General features: G+C 58.5%; 10 protein-coding genes, 1 tRNA gene and 3 pseudogenes. 4 read left to right on the plus strand and 10 right to left on the minus strand.

Annotation, left to right across the window (positions count from 1 at the left end):
* Positions 1–12: 12 nt before the first annotated feature.
* Both KDD17_RS07245 and KDD17_RS07250 read right to left on the minus strand, forming a co-directional pair.
* Complete coding sequence (locus tag KDD17_RS07245; RefSeq protein WP_212705928.1) at positions 13–942, minus strand: methylenetetrahydrofolate reductase; 930 nt, start codon at positions 940–942, stop codon at positions 13–15.
* A 27-nt stretch (positions 943–969) separates the two neighbouring features.
* Entirely contained in the window at positions 970–1,266 is a 297-nt protein-coding gene (locus KDD17_RS07250; RefSeq protein WP_212705929.1) for a virulence factor, read from the minus strand.
* Between the two features lie 195 nt (positions 1,267–1,461).
* On the opposite strand from KDD17_RS07250, the gene KDD17_RS07255 reads away from it, so the two are divergent.
* Positions 1,462–2,583 (plus strand): Ppx/GppA phosphatase family protein, encoded by a 1,122-nt coding sequence (locus KDD17_RS07255; protein WP_212705930.1) that lies wholly within the window; start codon positions 1,462–1,464, stop codon positions 2,581–2,583.
* On the plus strand, positions 2,583–3,332 hold the full coding sequence (locus KDD17_RS07260) for an RlmE family RNA methyltransferase (RefSeq protein WP_212705931.1): 750 nt from the start codon (positions 2,583–2,585) through the stop codon (positions 3,330–3,332). The genes KDD17_RS07255 and KDD17_RS07260 overlap by 1 nt, the downstream gene beginning before the upstream one ends.
* Before the next feature lie 51 nt (positions 3,333–3,383).
* Here KDD17_RS07260 and nhaC read toward each other — a convergent pair whose 3' ends face one another.
* Entirely contained in the window at positions 3,384–4,853 is a 1,470-nt protein-coding gene (nhaC, locus tag KDD17_RS07265; RefSeq protein WP_212705932.1) for a Na+/H+ antiporter NhaC, read from the minus strand.
* Positions 4,854–5,288: 435 nt separating this feature from the next.
* Here nhaC and KDD17_RS07270 point away from each other — a divergent pair, with 435 nt between their 5' ends.
* Entirely contained in the window at positions 5,289–6,647 is a 1,359-nt protein-coding gene (locus tag KDD17_RS07270; RefSeq protein WP_212705933.1) for a tyrosine-type recombinase/integrase, read from the plus strand.
* A 326-nt stretch (positions 6,648–6,973) separates the two neighbouring features.
* Here the strand turns inward: KDD17_RS07270 and KDD17_RS07275 are convergent, their stop codons facing one another.
* From KDD17_RS07275 to KDD17_RS07295, 5 genes and pseudogenes are all read right to left on the minus strand, one after another.
* The gene (locus tag KDD17_RS07275) at positions 6,974–8,827 is read right to left on the minus strand and encodes a hypothetical protein (RefSeq protein ID WP_212705934.1); all 1,854 of its coding nucleotides are present in this window, start codon (positions 8,825–8,827) and stop codon (positions 6,974–6,976) included.
* A 226-nt stretch (positions 8,828–9,053) separates the two neighbouring features.
* Positions 9,054–10,211: pseudogene (locus KDD17_RS07280) on the minus strand (IS3 family transposase).
* A gap of 48 nt (positions 10,212–10,259) precedes the next feature.
* Positions 10,260–10,883, minus strand: a complete 624-nt coding sequence (locus KDD17_RS07285; RefSeq protein WP_212705935.1) for a hypothetical protein — start codon at positions 10,881–10,883, stop codon at positions 10,260–10,262.
* Positions 10,884–10,924: 41 nt separating this feature from the next.
* Positions 10,925–12,012 (minus strand): annotated as a pseudogene (locus KDD17_RS07290) (IS3 family transposase).
* A gap of 71 nt (positions 12,013–12,083) precedes the next feature.
* Positions 12,084–13,169, minus strand: a pseudogene (locus KDD17_RS07295) (ParB/RepB/Spo0J family partition protein); the annotation flags it as partial.
* A 210-nt stretch (positions 13,170–13,379) separates the two neighbouring features.
* Between KDD17_RS07295 and KDD17_RS07300 the strand changes: the two are divergent.
* Positions 13,380–14,756 carry a hypothetical protein gene (locus KDD17_RS07300; protein WP_212705936.1) on the plus strand — a complete coding sequence of 459 codons (1,377 nt, stop codon included), beginning with the start codon at positions 13,380–13,382 and terminating at the stop codon, positions 14,754–14,756.
* Positions 14,757–14,841: 85 nt separating this feature from the next.
* Here KDD17_RS07300 and KDD17_RS07305 read toward each other — a convergent pair whose 3' ends face one another.
* A complete protein-coding gene (locus tag KDD17_RS07305; protein WP_212705937.1) occupies positions 14,842–16,035 on the minus strand; it encodes a DUF932 domain-containing protein in 1,194 nt (397 codons plus the stop codon).
* Between the two features lie 150 nt (positions 16,036–16,185).
* Positions 16,186–16,262: transfer RNA gene (locus KDD17_RS07310), tRNA-Arg, on the minus strand.
* Between the last annotated feature and the right edge of the window lie 146 nt (positions 16,263–16,408).

The following is a 16,408-nucleotide window of genomic DNA, read 5'->3' on the forward strand; positions in this document are numbered from 1 at the left end:
GGGATCGGTCCTTCAGGAGGCTACGGCGGCGGGCACGGCGGCGGCGCCACCGTGGTTTTGCGCCCAGGTGGCGTTTGTCTTGATCCCGCCCAGCGGGAAGAAGTGCACGTGTGTGATGTTGAAATCCGGATGGGCGGCCTTGTGCGCGGCCAAAGCCTCGATCACCTCGGTCGGCTCGTAGGGCAGCAGCAGCTTGGTCACATCCATCGCGCGTTTTTGCAGGACCTTCAGCGACGGACCCACCCCGCAGGCGATGGCGAATTTGATCAGTGTCTGAAGCTTTGCCGGGCCTGCGATGCCGATATGCACGGGCAGCGTGATGCCTGCGGCACGCAGGCTGTCGGCCCAATCAATGATCGGCCCTGCCTCGAACGCGAATTGCGTGGCGATGGCCATCTGCGCGTCGGTGCGCGATTGAAAGTCATTCTTCCAGCGCAGCGCCGCATCGACATTCGCGGTCGTGCCGTCGGCGTCGATGTCGCGGTTGCCCTCAGGGTGGCCCGCAACGTGCAAATGGGTGAACCCCGCCGCGTCGAACAAACCCGTTTCGGCCAGCTGCATACTATCCGAGAAGTCGCCATGCGGCGTGGTCACACCGCCCGCCAGCAGCAGCGCCTGACGCACGTTCGCCTCGCCCTGATAGCGCGCGATCCAATCGGCGAGCGTTGCGCGGTCCTTGATGATGCGCGCGGGGAAATGCGGCATCACGTTGAAGCCGTCTGCTGCCAGCCGCTTGGCCGTGGCAACCATATCCTCGATCGGCGTGCCTTCGATATGGGCGATATAGACGCGCGTGCCCGCAGGCAGAATGGCGCGGAAATCCTCGACCTTCTCGGCCGTGCGCGGCATCACCTCGATCGAGAAATCCTGAAGGAAGCTTTCGACCTTGGGATCTACCGTCGCGGGGGCGTCGTCTTTCTTGCGGAAATTCAGCAAAGCCATCGCAGGCTCCTTTCATATTTGCGGCGCTCAGGCCCAGCCATCGTTTGCAATCAGGGTCTTCAACCGCTCGCGGTCGTATTCGGCGTCCAATCGTGCCGCTTCGGCATCGGCGACGGCGGCATCCTCGCCCTCGACCGTATAGGGGTCGGCCTTGCGCCATTCAGCGAGGTAGGCGTCGGTATCTTCGGCGCCGACTTTCATCGCGGCGCGGTCGATCGCCTGCTCGAACCGTTCGGGCAGCGGCCGTTTCTGGCCGCGACGGCCCTTGCCCACGATAACCTGCGCGGGAATATCGCGCCAGTAGACGACGATCACCTCAGCCATAGTACGATTCCTCCCCGAGCCATGCGGCGTTTTGCCCTGCCTAAACGATGGCGCCACGCGGACAGCGCCGTTTTTCGACTTAAACAGTTCCATCCGCGACCTCCACCCAATGCACGCGATTGCCTGCAAGTTAGACTTGTGCTGCGCGGCGCTGCGGCATACCCTTTGGGTAACACGAGATGAGAGGCGCATAAAATGGCGCCAAAGCGGCCCAAAGGTGCGGGCGCGCTCGAACGTAAGTTAAAGACGGCTCTGAGCCCCGCGCCAGCTCCGTCCAGGTCGAATGAGCTATACGCGGCCCTTGATCTGGGCACAAATAGCTGCCGCATGTTGATCGCAGAGCCGAAAGGCGGCGGTTTTCACGTGGTGGATAGTTTTTCGAAATCCGTGCAGCTTGGCGCGGGGTTGGAAAAAACCGGGCGCTTGTCGCGCGGATCCATGGCGCGCACCATTCAGGCCCTGCGCATCTGCCAGCAAAAACTCCGTCGTCACCGTGTGAAACGCATGCGCCTTGTCGCGACCGAAGCGTGCCGCCGCGCGCTCAACGGCGCCGATTTCATGCGCCGCATCACACGCGAAACCGGTCTGCGGCTCGACATCATCGAACCGGAGCAAGAGGCGCAGCTGGCCGTGATTTCCTGCGCGCCGCTGGTCAGCCCCAAGACGGAAAACCTGCTGGTGGTCGACATCGGCGGCGGCTCGACCGAGCTGGTGTGGATCGACATCTCTCACGTGCCGCCCATCGACCGCCCCCAGGCGATCATGCGCCTGCACGGCGGTTTCGACCAGGCGCGCAGCACCATCCCGCAGGCAAAGGTCGTCGACTGGATCAGCGTGCCGCTGGGCGTGGCCACCCTGCGCGACCAGTTCAATGACGTGGAGGATGATGCCGCCCGTTTTGCCCTGATGAGTTGGTTTTTCGAGGAAAACCTGACCGATTTCACCCCCTACCAATCGGCGCAACCGCAGGAGCGGTTTCAGATCGTGGGCACATCCGGCACGGTCACGACTGTGGCGGCTTCGCACCTGGGTCTGCGCCGCTATGACCGTACCAAGGTGGACGGGCTGCGCATGACCAGTCAGCAGATCGACAAGGTGATCCACACCTACCTCGCCATGGGCCCCGCCGGGCGGCGCGCGGATCCGTGCATAGGGCAGGACCGCTCTGCCCTGATCATGTCAGGCGCCGCGATCCTGCAGGCGCTGATGCGCTGCTGGCCCACCGACCGGCTCAGCGTGGCGGATCGCGGCCTGCGCGAGGGGCTGCTATACGCACAGATGAGCGCCGATGGCGTACTGGATGAAGGGACGTTCTGATGGGCAAGACACCAACAGGCAAAACACCGAGCGGCAAAAACACCTCGGGCCGTGGCCAGCGCGAGTTGAAGGTCAAGGTCAAATCCGCACGCGGGCGCAAGCTGAGCAGCACCCGCTGGCTGCAACGCCAGTTGAACGATCCTTACGTCAAACGCGCCAAGGCCGAAGGCTATCGCGGGCGCGCGGCGTTCAAGATCATGGAATTGGACGACAAATACCGCTTTCTCGTGCCCGGCGCGCGCATCGTCGATCTGGGGGCTGCGCCGGGTGGCTGGTGCCAGGTCGCCGTGAAACGCTGCAACGTGCTGGGCGAGCGCGGCGGCAAGGCCGTGGGCACGATCCTGGGCATTGACCTGCAGGAGATGGAGCCGATTGCAGGCTGCGAATTGCACCAGCTCGATTTCATGGAGGATGACGCGGACCTCAAGGTCAAGGAATGGCTGGGCGGCAAGGCCGATGTGGTCATGTCCGACATGGCCGCGGCCTCCTCGGGGCACAAGCAGACGGACCATCTGCGCATCATCGCGCTGTGCGAGGCGGCGGCCTATTTCGCGTTCGACGTTCTGGATGAGGGCGGCACATTCGTCGCCAAGGTCTTGGCGGGCGGTGCCGAAGGAGAGCTGCAAAAGCTTCTCAAGCAACGCTTCACCAAGGTCGCCAATATCAAACCACCGAGCAGCCGGGCCGACAGTTCGGAAAAATTCGTGGTGGCCACCGGGTTCAAGGGCGAGGCCGACCCGGAGGAGTAAAACGCAAGACGGCCCCGCGTGGGGGCCGTCCGCTTGTGTTGGTCGTGCAGGTTACGCGATGACCATACGCTCCTCGCCGTCCGCGTCCCACTTCGCCTGCTCTTCCTCCGTCGCCTTTGGCGAGAACAGTCCGGTCCAGGCATAGAAGATCCCGATCACCGGCGCCGTCCAGCAGGCGAATGCCAGCGGGATATACAGCAGGTTTTCAAAGTTCCCCTCGAAGATGCCAAGCCCCAGCGTGGTGATGACAAAGGCACCGCCCGCGTTCCACGGGATCAGTGGCGAAATCAGCGTGCCGCCCTCTTCCACACCGCGCGCGAGGTTCAGCGTCGAATAGCCCATTCCGCGGTAGATCGGGCAGTACATCCGGCCCGGCAGCGCGATCGACAGATAGGGATCGCCCGCCACGACATTCGTCGCCGCCGAGGTCAGAATCGCAGAGGTCTGGATCCCGGCAAAGCTTTTCACCCGTGCGATGATCTGGTCGATCACCGCCTCAAGGCACCGCGTGCGTTCCAATGCGCCGCCAAAACCAAGCGCGAGCAGGATCAGGCTGATCGTCCACATCATCGACTGGATGCCACCGCGGTTGAGCAGGCTGTCGATCTCGGCCACGCCGGTCTCGATCTTGTAGCCCGAATTGGCGTAGGCGAAGATGTCGCTCAGCCCGTCGCCCTGGAAAATGATCCCCATCACGGCACCCGCGGCCACTCCGGCAAAAAGCGACGGGATCGGCGGGTTCTTGGTCACGGCAAGGCCGATCACGAGGGCCGCGGGGAGCAACAGCCAGGGCGAGATCCAGAAAGCCTCGTCCAGCGCGGCGGTGATGCCCTGGATCTGCTCGAACGAGCCACCCGAGCCATCGATCAGTGTAAAGCCTGCCACCAGATACACCACAAGGGCGATCAGCATGGCGGGCACGGTCGTGGGCAGCATGTTCTGGATATGCGCGAATACGGTCGTGCCGGTCACGGCCGGGGCCAGATTGGTCGTATCCGACAGCGGCGAAATCTTGTCCCCGAAAAACGCGCCGGAGACCACCGCGCCCGCCGTCCAGTACACCGGAATGTCAAAGCCCGCGCCGATCCCCATCAGCGCCAGACCCACCGTGCCGACCGTGCCCCAGGATGTGCCCAGTGACAGCGAGACGACGGCACACAGGATCATCGCCGCCGCAAGAAAGATCTGTGGCGTCAGCACCAGAAGCCCGTAGTAGATCAGCGTCGGCACCGTGCCGCTGGCGATCCAGACCCCGATAATCATGCCAACCACGATCAGAACCGACACCGCAGGCAGCGAGATGCGGATCACGTGGAACAGGCCCTTTTCGATGCTGTCCCACTCATGGCCCAGCGACAGACCGACGAGGCCGGTGATGGCGATCCCGATGGCCAGCGGGATATGCGGCACAAAATTCCCAAAATAGAAAAGCTGGAGCGCAAGCACTCCGAGTGTCACGACGATCGGCACGAGGGCCAGACCGAGTGACGGTTTGCGGTATTCCGTCTGTGGCTTCGGCATTGAAGTCTCCCTGATTGGCTGTTTTTCGCCCGCGCAGTCCGGTTGCTGGACCATCGTTCGGCGATAGCGGTCCAGCGTCTACAACCTAGAGGGTGAGTTCAAGGGGTGCGACACAATTAAGGTCAGAACGACATCATTGGCGCGCCACGCAGGGAATTCGCCCGCGCAAACGCGGGATCGAGGAAATTGTCCTTAGGTCATTCAGAAAAATTGGCGGACCCTAGAGGATTCGAACCTCTGACCTCTGCCTTCGGAGCGGGTCTAATGGGCTCTCCTAAACATGCGATAGAGCCCTCTAGAGCACTATAATCGTTGAATATTTATAGACACGACCACGCGCTGCTCCGAAAGCTCTATCCGAGAATACGCCTTGGTTTCCGGCCGCGTGGTTGCGTCCTGCTTTCGTGAAACCGGGCGCAGAAAGAGGGTTTGAGCATGCCAAAGCTCACGAAGCGATTTGTCGAAGCGGTCAGGCCGGGACCCAAGGGCACGGCGGCCTGGGATGACGAGGTGACCGGCTTCGGGCTCCGCGTCTACCCCTCTGGGAAGCGCAGTTACATCATCCAGTACCGCTCGCGGGGTCGATGCCGCCGCTACACGATCGGCCGGCATGGAATCTGGACGCCCGAGATGGCGCGGCGGGAGGCGAAGGCCCTACTCGGCAACGTCGCCCGGGGCAACGATCCGGCCGAGGAACGCGAGGAGGACCGAAGGGCGCTGACGATAAAGCAGCTCTGCGAGCAATATATCGAGGATATGGAGGCCGGTCTGATTATGGGCAAAGGCGGCCGACCCAAGAGAGCCTCGACGATCGAAATCGACGTGGGCCGCATCCGTCGGCACATCATCCCCCTCCTCGGTACCCGCCGCGTCCGCGACATCACCAAGCCGGACATGAACAACCTGATGAAGGACATCATCGCGGGCAAGACGCGCGTCGTGATGAAAACCGAGAAGCTGCGCGGCAAGGCCATCGTGCGCGGGGGTCGCGGAACTGCGATCCGCACCATGGGACTTTTGGGCGGGATATTCTCCTACGCGGTGGAAGCTGGCGTGATCGACCACAACCCGACCCATGGCTTGCGCAAGCCGAAATACCAAGTGCGCGATCGGCGGCTGAGTGAGGCGGAGTACCGAATTCTTGGCGGCATTCTGCGACAGGCACAGAAGAGCGACAACTATCGGCTTCATGCCGAGATCCTCTGGATACTTGCCGTGACCGGCTGCCGACGTGGGGAGATCATCAATCTCAGATGGAGCGAGGTCGATATCGAAGGCAGTTGCCTGCGCCTGATCGACAGCAAGGAAGACGCGTCAGTGCGCCCCATCGGACTTCCGGTGATCGAATATCTGGAAAGCAAGCGGTCACAGCGAACCGGCACCTACGTCTTTCCCGGCCAGGGCATCGACAACGCGGTGGGCAACTTTCCCCAAAGCTGGAAGAAGCTCCTGACCGATACGCCGCTTTGGGATGTGACACCGCATGTCCTTCGGCAAAGCTTTGCCAGCATCGCGAATGACCTCGGCTTCACTGAGATCACGATCGCTGCCCTGATCGGACACGCGAAAGGTTCCGTGACGAGCCGGAACGTGCACACACTGGATTCAACGCTGATTATGGCGGCCGACACGGTCGCGGGATATCTCAAGGCTTTGCTGGTAGGCGTCGAGTTCCGGCGGAACACGTACACGCTGGACCGGGAGTCGCGACGCTCGGCAATCGAACACATGCTGATCGAGTCGCGACCGGCTCCAAAGCCAAAGTTGCTTGAATATTGGGACTCGGGTCGTTGATATAGTGCAAGGAAAACCAAACACGATGCAGCCACTGTTAGTTGCAAGGGTTTGCAACTCATCTTTTCTGCGGTTGATGACGTATACGGTTCCTCGGGCTATAAATCGAAACCCGAGTAAGGATTGGACAGCGACGTGAGGGACGCGCAGTTATCTGTTCACCGACCAATCACATACCATGGTCTATTGGTAAAATAGCTCACGGTCGAGCCGCCACCTCAAGGGCGCGCTAAACCTTTCGATTCAATTCCTTTGACAATGTGTCCGGCGAGTAGCTTAGAGAACCCGTCAGCAACAACATCGCTGCAGTATTGGTCTGCGAGTCGCTATAATACCTGCGCCCAAACCACAGCCGAGCGCTCCCGTTTCTCTATTTCATCAATATCAGCATGCCGTAGTGTATCAATTTCACGTACCGCCGATAAAACCAAATCGCATAAGCCACAAATCCTAAATTGGAAATTATATTGTCTGATCAATTCCTCGAAGCGGCCCCAATGCTTCGCATACCCATCAAATTTAAACATGTGATCCGGCTGCACTCGGTGCTCTCCTCTCAAGACGCGGTCCATTAGGGGGACGTTCTTTGAGAACACTAGTGTCAGAAACATGACAATTACGTTCTGAAGAATGCGGGCTTCAAGATGCGATAGAAAACGTTCGCATTCTTTGTCTTCGCACGCCTGTGCCAGTGAATGCACGCTTTCTAAATCGTCCAAGCATTCCTTAGCGTATCCTAAAGCTGCCCAGATATCTCGCCGACTAGCCAACTTACGCAAGGGGCGTTCAGGCCCGTCGCGTTTCTGCTCCATACCGATTGTATCAGTCATCAGAAACATGTCCATCCAACCGGACATGTGAATAAGCCTAAGGCGCACGGAGCGAACAAGTTTCGAAGCCTCTGCGCCCAAAAGTGAGGTGTCCAGTTCTGCCGCCCGATCGAGATCGCGTTGAGCACGAGCGAAATCTTTCTCCAAGAGCCCACGCATGAACTGATAGGTAGGTTGGCGCGTGTTCTTGAAATAGTTCGATGGGGCTGTGCTGCGTTCACAGTAATGGCGAAAAATGAATAGCTCCTGAAGTGCGAGCCTTTCGACCACTTCCATCTTATTCAGGTCATGGCTCTGACGTCGCATCACCACAGAGACCTGATGCAACACCGTTGACGCCAAGCTCGCGGCAGCGGTCATCTCGCCCTTGGAGGCAAAAGCAGCACACATAACTAGCGTGATATCATAGAGATAGCATCGATCTTCTGAACTCCCGGAGGAATTCGTCAGCGAACCGAGCAAACGATCGAACTCGTCCAGCGTGTCTGCGCGGCTAAGATCGACCTCGACTTCTGTACGAGCATTAGGCCGTTTCCCCCATGGCGCTCGCTCTAGGAACTTACGTTCCAAAAGTGCACGGCCTTTTTCGGAATACAAGAAAAAGAGCCGGGTAAATTCCTGATGAAGAATGCGCAAAGCCATCGCCGGGACCGGCGTCAATTGCTTCGAATCGATCTTCAGAGTCCGCGCGACCAGCTCCTCGCTATTTAGCGTTCTTTCCCAGATGGCGCTCGCCATATCGCGGTTTCTGCGCGCCAAGTCTTTTAGGGTTGTGGTCGTGAAAGGGTTTGTCGGATCCTCAAGGCTTTGTATTAACGCATCAAAGATTTCTCGGATTACTGTAACGGTCTCGCTTCGGTCCCAGTTCTTGCCGGTCCTCGCCGACTGGAACTGAACTCTATCCAATACACCCTGTTTCCTTGAGACCTGCGCTACGGCTGTGTCCCGAAGCCAACGAACAAGATCTCGTGCGATCTCCTTCGTATTTTCTAGATCTTTCTCTTCCTGTTCCCGAGGCGCGTCGGAGTACCCATCCTCATAGTCTTCCAGATAGGGCGTCATCACCGCGTCGAACCGCTGCGAAATCTCAGTGATCGCACTCAGTGCGCCCTCGTCAAACTCGAAAACGTCGGGCAGGAGCAATGGATGGCGCAGAGGTACGTCGAGTCGCCCAGCGGGCAAAACACTCAGAATATTGGCCAGAAGCAAGCTACGGGTAACAAGTTCCACGCGTTCTTGGCGTCCGGTCTTACGCAGGAAGGAATTCACCGTGTGGATGTCAGCGAAGGCGAGCGCGTCATTTTCGGCGACGACCGTGACAGCCTCTAGGTCTCTGCCAAACTTCGGCACACTAGCGAGTTTCGCAATTGCCGAACGTACGCCCTCGAATTCCAGTGCGACCTTTGGGTCGGCGACAAAATCCTGAAAACCGCCCCAGTCAAAATTTGCAATCGCGCGCGCGACCGATCGATTTTCAAACTCCGGTCCGCGCAGGTAAACATAATCAGAGGAGCGGAAAACCTCGCCAAGTTTCTGGAGCGTCGTTCTGCGCCTGACCTGCTCCCCATTGAGTCCGCTAATTTAGGTTAGCTCTGTTCAGGTTTTGGTCTTCACTTGACCGCTTAGCATATTCTGCTGGCGTCAGGCCAGCGAGGCTTGTGTGTGGGCGGTGATGATTAAAATCGATACGCCATGCCTCGATCAGATGACGCGCATGTCTGAGGCTGTCGAACAGGTTTTCGTTCAGGCACTCATCCCTCAAGCGTCCGTTGAAAGACTCCACAAAGCCGTTTTGCATTGGCTTGCCAGGGGCGATGTAGTGCCAATCAACCTTGCGATCCTCTTGCCATTTCAGGATGGCGTTTGATGTCAGTTCGGTGCCGTTGTCCGAGACCACCATGCAGGGATAGCCACGCATCTCGGCAATCCGGTCCAGCTCCCGCGCGACACGGTCGCCTGAGAGTGATGTGTCGACCACAGCAGCCAGACATTCGCGGCTGAAGTCATCAATCACGTTCAGGATGCGGAAGCGCCGACCACAGGACAGGCTGTCAGACACGAAGTCCAGGCTCCACCGCTGGTTCGGCCCCTGAGGGATCGCCATGGGCGTTCTGGTGCCCACTGCGCGCTTGCGACCGCCCCGTTTACGGACTGTTAACCCTTCTTCGCGGTAAATCCGGTACAGCTTCTTCCAGTTCACCCATTGCCCGGCAGGCGATTTGCAAGGCAAATCTGCCGAGAGGGGGCCAGCCTTCCCGCTTGAGCAGGATGTGCAAGCGGCGATATTCAAAACGTCGCCGCTCGGACGACAGTTCCTTCAGCCGCCCACGCAACTCAATGTCCGCGGGTCGCTTTGACACACGCCGATAGACACGCGGATCGATCCCGGCCAAGGCACAGGCCCGCTTCTGATTGTATCGCCTTTCTGTCATGGCCCAGGTCACAGCTTTCCTGCGTGAACCGGGCTTCAAAAGTTTTTTCCCAACATTTCCTTGAGCGTCGACACGTCCATCATCTGTTCAGCCAGCAGCTTCTTCAACTTGGCATTCTCTGCCTCAAGCGCCTTCAGCTTCTTCGCGTCAGACACTTCCATCCCGCCATACTGGGATCGCCATTTGTAAAACGTCGCATCGCTCACACCATGCTTGCGGCACAGATCAGCAGCGGTCGCACCAGCCTGATGCTCCTTCAGTATCCCGATTATCTGTTCTTCACTGAAACGGCTTCTCTTCATCGTCTGTCTCCTTCTTGGAGAACAGGCTAACCAAAAACGCCGGACATTTCAGGGGAGCAGGTCACTCCCGATGAGCGACTTGACGATGCTCATGCTCCAGCTTGGCATGAAGTCATCACGGAATTTCTCGAACTCCCCCAATACCTTCGCGTCTGTCTGCGGACTGACTATGTAATCCCGGATACATTCCAGAGCCTCAGGTGGGAAATCGATTGCTTCTGCTCTATCAACCTTCGGGAAAAGGCTCTCTTGATCACCCCGATTTAGGTTTTCAATGGCGCTCCAAACATCCTGAATTTCCTGCGCGTAGCTGTCCAATAGAACAAAGGGGCGGCGCGGTGCCGCGACGAGCCAGTGCGATATTAGATGGTCGAGATCTTCAACCTGAGCGTCCCAATCTTTGTCACCAGCAATAAGACCATTGAAGGTGAACGCGGTATTGTGTGGTCGTGAATGCTGAACAAGGGCAATGATTTCTACGGAATCGAGAGCCAAGATGGCATTGCTGCTTTCCTGTTTCTGGCTGCGGTTCGCGTCCATGATCAGTCCATTTAGGGCTGTGTGAAAACGGATAGCAGGTGTGATGGTACTTTTGGGGTACGCGCGGAGAAGGGCAGCGGCCTGCTCAAGCTCGTCGTCGAAAAAGATGTCCTGACCATGCCGATCGTTCATCCGGTAATCCCCCCATTTTTAATGGGGTCCAGCCGTAGAATTCAGGCGGCTGTTTTCAGTTTCATGGCGGGTGTCATGCCGCCGATGCCCATGTTGGGTCGCTCGTTGTTGTAAGTCCAGAGCCATTCCGTTGCTTGGTCTTGTGCCTCCTCAATGGTTTCAAAGATGTATTGGCCCAACCATTCGCCACGAACGGTGCGGTTATAGCGTTCGATGTAGGCGTTCTGCTGCGGCTTACCGGGTTGGATATATTCAAGCTGCACGTTGCATTTTTCAGCCCATTCCATGAGCTTCCCACTGACGTATTCCGGGCCGTTGTCCACACGAATAGTTTGGGGCTATCCGCGCCACTCTATGATCTGGTTCAGCGCACGCACGACACGTTCAGCAGGCAGCGAGAAGTCGACCTCAATGGCCAGACCTTCGCGATTGAAGTCATCTAAGACATTTAACGTCCTGATCGAGCGACCATCGGCGAGCTGATCCGCCATAAAATCCATAGACCAAGTCCCATTGGGTCTTTCAGGCACCGCCAGTGGTTCCGGCTTGTCCCGCTTCAACCGTTTCTTAGGCTTGATCCGCAGGTTCAACTCCAATTCACAGTAGATCCGGTAGACGCGCTTGTGGTTCCAGCCGTAGCCTTGAACGTTGCGCAGGTACAAAAAGCACAACCCAAAGCCCCAAGAGCGCTTGTTTGCCGTCAGACGTTCAAGCCAGTCAGCAATCTCTTGGTTCTCATCGCTCAGCACTGGGCTGTAGCGATAACACGTCTCACTGATTTCGAACGCCCTGCACGCCAACGCGATGCTGACGCCGTGTCCAGCGACCGCATTCATGGCCATCTCTCGCCTCTGAGACGGCCTTAACGCTTTTTTCCAAGGGCTTCCTTCAGCAGATCGTTCTGCATGCTCATCTCAGCATACATGCGCTTCAGGCGGCGGTTCTCTTCGGCCATGTCCTTCATCTCGGACATCAAAGACGCATCCATCCCGCCAAACTTCGCACGCCACTTATAAAAGCTGGCGCTGCTCATCCAATGCTCACGGCAAAGCTCTGAGACCGGCACACCGCCCTCCGCTTGCTTCAAGATGCCCATGATCTGCGCGTCGCTATATCGTCCATTCTTCATCGTAAATCTCCTCAGATATCTTGCCGAGAAAATTCTACTTCCGCACACCCCTAATTTTAGGGGGGATTACCGTCGGCCTCGTACCGGATCGGACGCGCCTCGAATGCCTCCATCGCCTCCTCGATCTCGCCCAACCGGGCATCGACATCTTCGGGCAGCTCGTCGGCCTCCGTATGCTCGGCCTCGAGCGCGTCGTATTCGGCCTTCAGCGACTGGTAGCTGGCAGCCTCCTCACAGGTCATCGGCACCGCTTCGCCATGGACCCGGCGCATCCCGAAGGTGTGGCCATAAGGGAACTCGGTGTCGACCTCGACCCAATTCCAGCCCTCGGCGCGGACCGCCTCGGCCTCCTCGGCCAGTTTCTCGCGCACCATAACGTCGAGCAGGGCGGCATCCTGCAGCCAGCCGCCGTCATCCTGCTGGAACAGGTCGCGCAGGATTTCACCCCCGGCCTCGACGTAATCGTCGAGCCCGACGAACTGTGCCCGCTTGTCCGAGGCCCGCACCGCACCCTCGGTCAGCATGCGGCGGATTTCATAGGGCTGCCGCGAATAGTGCCGCTGCAGCGCCTCCCAGACCTGTTCCTGCCGCGCGTGATCGGGATTGACCGTGAAGGCCATGAGCTGGTCGAGCGTCATCTCCTCCTCGGAATAGGCGTCGAGCAGCGACGGGGCGACGGCGGCGAGCTTCAGCCGCTGCTTGACCACGCTGGCCGAGACGAAGAAGGCCGCTGCGATCTCCTCCTCTGTGCGGCCCTTCTCGCGCATCGCCTGGAAGGCGCGGAACTGGTCGAGCGGATGCAGCGGCGCGCGCTGGACGTTCTCGGCGAGACTGTCCTCCTCGGCGAGCCCGTCTGTGCGCACGATGCAGGGCACCAGCGCGGTCTTGTTCATGCGCTTCTGCTTGACGAGCAGTTCGAGCGCCCGGAACCGACGCCCGCCGGCGGGGATCGTGTACATGCCGGTCTCGGCACCACTGTCATCCAGAACGGGCCGCACGGTGATGGAGCTGAGCAGCGTCCGCCGCGCGATGTCCTCGGCCAGTTCCTCGATCGACACGCCGGCCTTGACGTGGCGCACGTTCGACTGGCTGAGCATCAGCTTGTTGAAGGGAATGTCGCGCGAGGCGCTGAGGGTGATCTTCTGTTGCTTGGTCATCGGGATATCTCCGCGACGGGCCAGCCGGGAGCCTCTCTCCCGACCTTCAAACCCGTCACGGAAAACCCGGCCCCCTCTAACTCTAAGTGCGGGATGCGTAGGCCTTCACCTTAGGCAATGCTCCCTTCCGGGGGGCAACTCCACCAGCTCTCTTTTGGAGAAATCTTGGACAGCTTGCATTGCGCAATCAAACAACATGGCTACCCTTCTATGGCCAGCGCCCTTGAAGTGCTTCTGCAACGGAAAGGGCCGAAGCTGCCGTCGCGACACGAGAAGAAGAGAAAAGAAATGCACCCATTTCCAACACCAATATCGATTTCAGAGAACTACTTTGGAGTGCCAGTTGAACAGGAACATCTTGGCTTTTTCGACGAGATCGATGGCGACAGGTTTATTGATTTTGCCAAAACCTACCTGTCCGCGATGAAGACCGGATTTGTGACTGAAAGGATATTGCATCACACATCTTCGCAGAAAGTCAGGCTTTTCTTCGATCGAGGATTCCACCTCGAGTATCAGTATGAAATCGAGAGACGGTTTTCACCTACACCGGTTCTGGGACACTCACCTTACCCTCAGTACACTCTGGGGAGCCTAGACAGAATTGATGTCGCTCTTGATCCACTTAAAAAGCATCTTCTGGTAGCCGACGAAATCTACTTAGAAGACAACTTTTACAGATGTTTTGACGCTGTCGCAGACTCCTACAAGCGCACCGGATGGAAAGATCACCCTCAGATCCGATCCGGCGTGGAACATAGTCTGAAGGCATTCAAAGACTGGGTCAGAATTCTTGCAGAGTTAAAGCCGCTGATTGAGACGGGGGCACTAATCTTCACCCCGTATTACGCGATACCGTCGTTCCCATATGCGTCAGGCAGCCCAGTCATCGAAGATGCCATGCGCGGCCTGTATATTCCACCGGACCCAACAGTTAAGCCAGCTGGCTCAGCACGCATCAATTTAGAGGATTTGAGCAAGCCACCCAAAATTCCTGTGATGACAAGAGATGCACGAAAACCAAGGTTCAACTGGGACCGAGGTGTAAATGCCTGGCTGAATGCAAGACTCTTGGGCTTGGACCCTGTGTTCCCAGATATTGAAACGCAAGTATGGGCATCAAGAATTCGACACCTTACTGAGGATCAAAACTCCTTGGTTTCGGATTTGGTATCAATTGAGATCCTGCCACTTTCACACAAGCAACTGTCAATCAGTGAGCTAATCAAGCTGCGGCGAAACGAAGAAGTGTTCAGCCACGTTCGCAGCGCACTTTCTGATGGCAAGACTTATTTGGCCGAAAACATCCGCGAGGACGCGTCGCAGGAGTTCGTCGATGAAACTTTCAGAACCTTTCTTCGCAACTCAATTGAAGAGCCAAAATGGCTCAAGCACTTGAAGTATTTAGACAATTCGATAGTTGGCGGAAGCGTGTTTTCTGTCTCAATTGGTGCAGCTTGCTTGCTCGCAAACCCACTGGTTGGTCTTATCGCGCCTGCGGCATTATCGCCGAAGCTTGCGATTGAAGCCGAAAAGAGGATGAACCCTAGAACGCGCGCGATAACCCGGCTCAACTCATTGTTTTGACTGACCTGCTTTGTCAAGCAATGCGAAATCAATGGTCAAGACGGTTGGCGGCGCAGTTTTCTTAGCCGCCAACGAAAAAACTGTCCTAGGTGGCCCTTTCCAACAACGCTTTCGCCTTCCCCTCCATCACCAACCGCGCATCCTGCTGCGGCTTCGAGCGAGCTACCGCGGTGATCCCCTGGACGAAGTCGAAGACGCTCTCTGGCGGGCGGCCTTCCTCGGCGAGTACCGTCTCGACGATCCGCCCCGTCTCCGCCTTCGAGAACCCACGCTTGCGCAGGAAGTCCTGACGGTCCTCGTCCGACCGCGCGACGATCTTTTCCTGCGCGGCGCGGATGCCGTCGATAAAGGGCGCGGGCGAGGACTCGGCGAAGCGGCTCAGCGCCGGGGCGGCCGCGTGGGCGAAGCGGGAGGCGGCGTATTTCGAATGCCGGATCGTGATCTCCTGGAAGTCTTCGACGCCCCACAGGTTGCGGTTCTGGCAGACCGCGCGCAGGTAGAAGCTGGCGATGCCGAGCGTCTTGGCGCCCACCTCCGAATTCCAGCAATAGAACCCCCGGAAGTAGAGGTCGGGTGAGCCATCGGGCAGCAGCCCCGCCTCGATGGGGTTCAGGTCATCGACGAGGAACAGGAACACGTCACGGTCGGAGGCGTAGAGCGTCGTCGTCTCCCTCGTGACGTCCACGCGCGGGTTGTAGATGCCGGTCGACCAGTCGAGTACGCCCGGCACCTTCCAGCGCGTGTCGCCCGTGCCGTTGCCCGCGATGCGCTGTACGGCGGAGACCAGTTCGTGATCGTAGATGCGGCCAGAGTCCGGGCCGGTCACGGCGCGCAGTTCCGTGCGGCCATCTGCGACTTCCACCGTCTTGATCTGTTCGGCCCGGTGGTTCGTCAGCCCATATTGCAGGTTGATGCCCGCCAGCGGCGCGGGAAGTTGCCGCAAGTATGCTGCGGGCGCGCCCACGAGGCTCGAGAGCTGGCCAAAGCTCCAATGCGTCGGCGCGATGGGCTCATCCGTGCCGGGCAGGACTAGCCCCAACTTCTCTGGGTTGTCGCGATGCGCCTCGACCCGGATCGCAGCACTTTCCACCGTGCGCGTCCGGCTCCGCTCCGCCCGGCCCTTGACCGAGGCGAAAAGATCGTCGAGCGACAGATACCGCTCGTCATCCGGCCGCGAGAACCACTCCGACGACACGCGGTCCACATTGGTACCGCGCGACACATCCACCTTGTAGCCCCCGCTGATGTCACGCCCGGCATCGATGATTTCGGTATTCATGGGTTTTCTCCCGCGACGGGCGCCGGAGGCCTCTCCTCCAGCCTTTAACCCGTCACGGCCCTCCCTGCCCGTCTCTGACTCTCAAGACGGCGAAAAGCAGGGGCCAGCGGCACCATCAAAGAACTGAAAATCGGGAAATATGGGGGGAAGTGGCGCACCCAGTAGGATTCGAACCTACGACCTTCGCCTTCGGAGGGCGACACTCTATCCAGCTGAGCTATGGGTGCAAACTGCTTACGCAGTGCTTACTTCAATTTTCCGCGGGATTAAAGCAAAGATCAACAGCCCCGCAAACCACTGATCTAAAACGTCTATTTTCACTCGTCTTCACGCAAGGACCCCTTGACATCAGCCTTCGGAGGGCAGCGCTCTA

This window comes from Sulfitobacter albidus (assembly GCF_018200035.1).
GTDB classification, from domain to species: Bacteria; Pseudomonadota; Alphaproteobacteria; order Rhodobacterales; family Rhodobacteraceae; genus Sulfitobacter; species Sulfitobacter albidus.

Excerpts from the sequence above, each read along its gene's own strand:
- nhaC (WP_212705932.1), bottom strand. The coding sequence starts at position 4,853 with ATGCCGAAGCCACAGACGGAATACCGCAAACCGTCACTCGGTCTGGCC.
- KDD17_RS07285 (WP_212705935.1), bottom strand. The coding sequence starts at position 10,883 with ATGAACGATCGGCATGGTCAGGACATCTTTTTCGACGACGAGCTTGAG.
- KDD17_RS07260 (WP_212705931.1), top strand. The coding sequence starts at position 2,583 with ATGGGCAAGACACCAACAGGCAAAACACCGAGCGGCAAAAACACCTCG.
- KDD17_RS07305 (WP_212705937.1), bottom strand. The coding sequence starts at position 16,035 with ATGAATACCGAAATCATCGATGCCGGGCGTGACATCAGCGGGGGCTAC.
- KDD17_RS07270 (WP_212705933.1), top strand. The coding sequence starts at position 5,289 with ATGCCAAAGCTCACGAAGCGATTTGTCGAAGCGGTCAGGCCGGGACCC.
- KDD17_RS07255 (WP_212705930.1), top strand. The coding sequence starts at position 1,462 with ATGGCGCCAAAGCGGCCCAAAGGTGCGGGCGCGCTCGAACGTAAGTTA.
- KDD17_RS07245 (WP_212705928.1), bottom strand. The coding sequence starts at position 942 with ATGGCTTTGCTGAATTTCCGCAAGAAAGACGACGCCCCCGCGACGGTA.
- KDD17_RS07300 (WP_212705936.1), top strand. The coding sequence starts at position 13,380 with ATGGCCAGCGCCCTTGAAGTGCTTCTGCAACGGAAAGGGCCGAAGCTG.
- KDD17_RS07250 (WP_212705929.1), bottom strand. The coding sequence starts at position 1,266 with ATGGCTGAGGTGATCGTCGTCTACTGGCGCGATATTCCCGCGCAGGTT.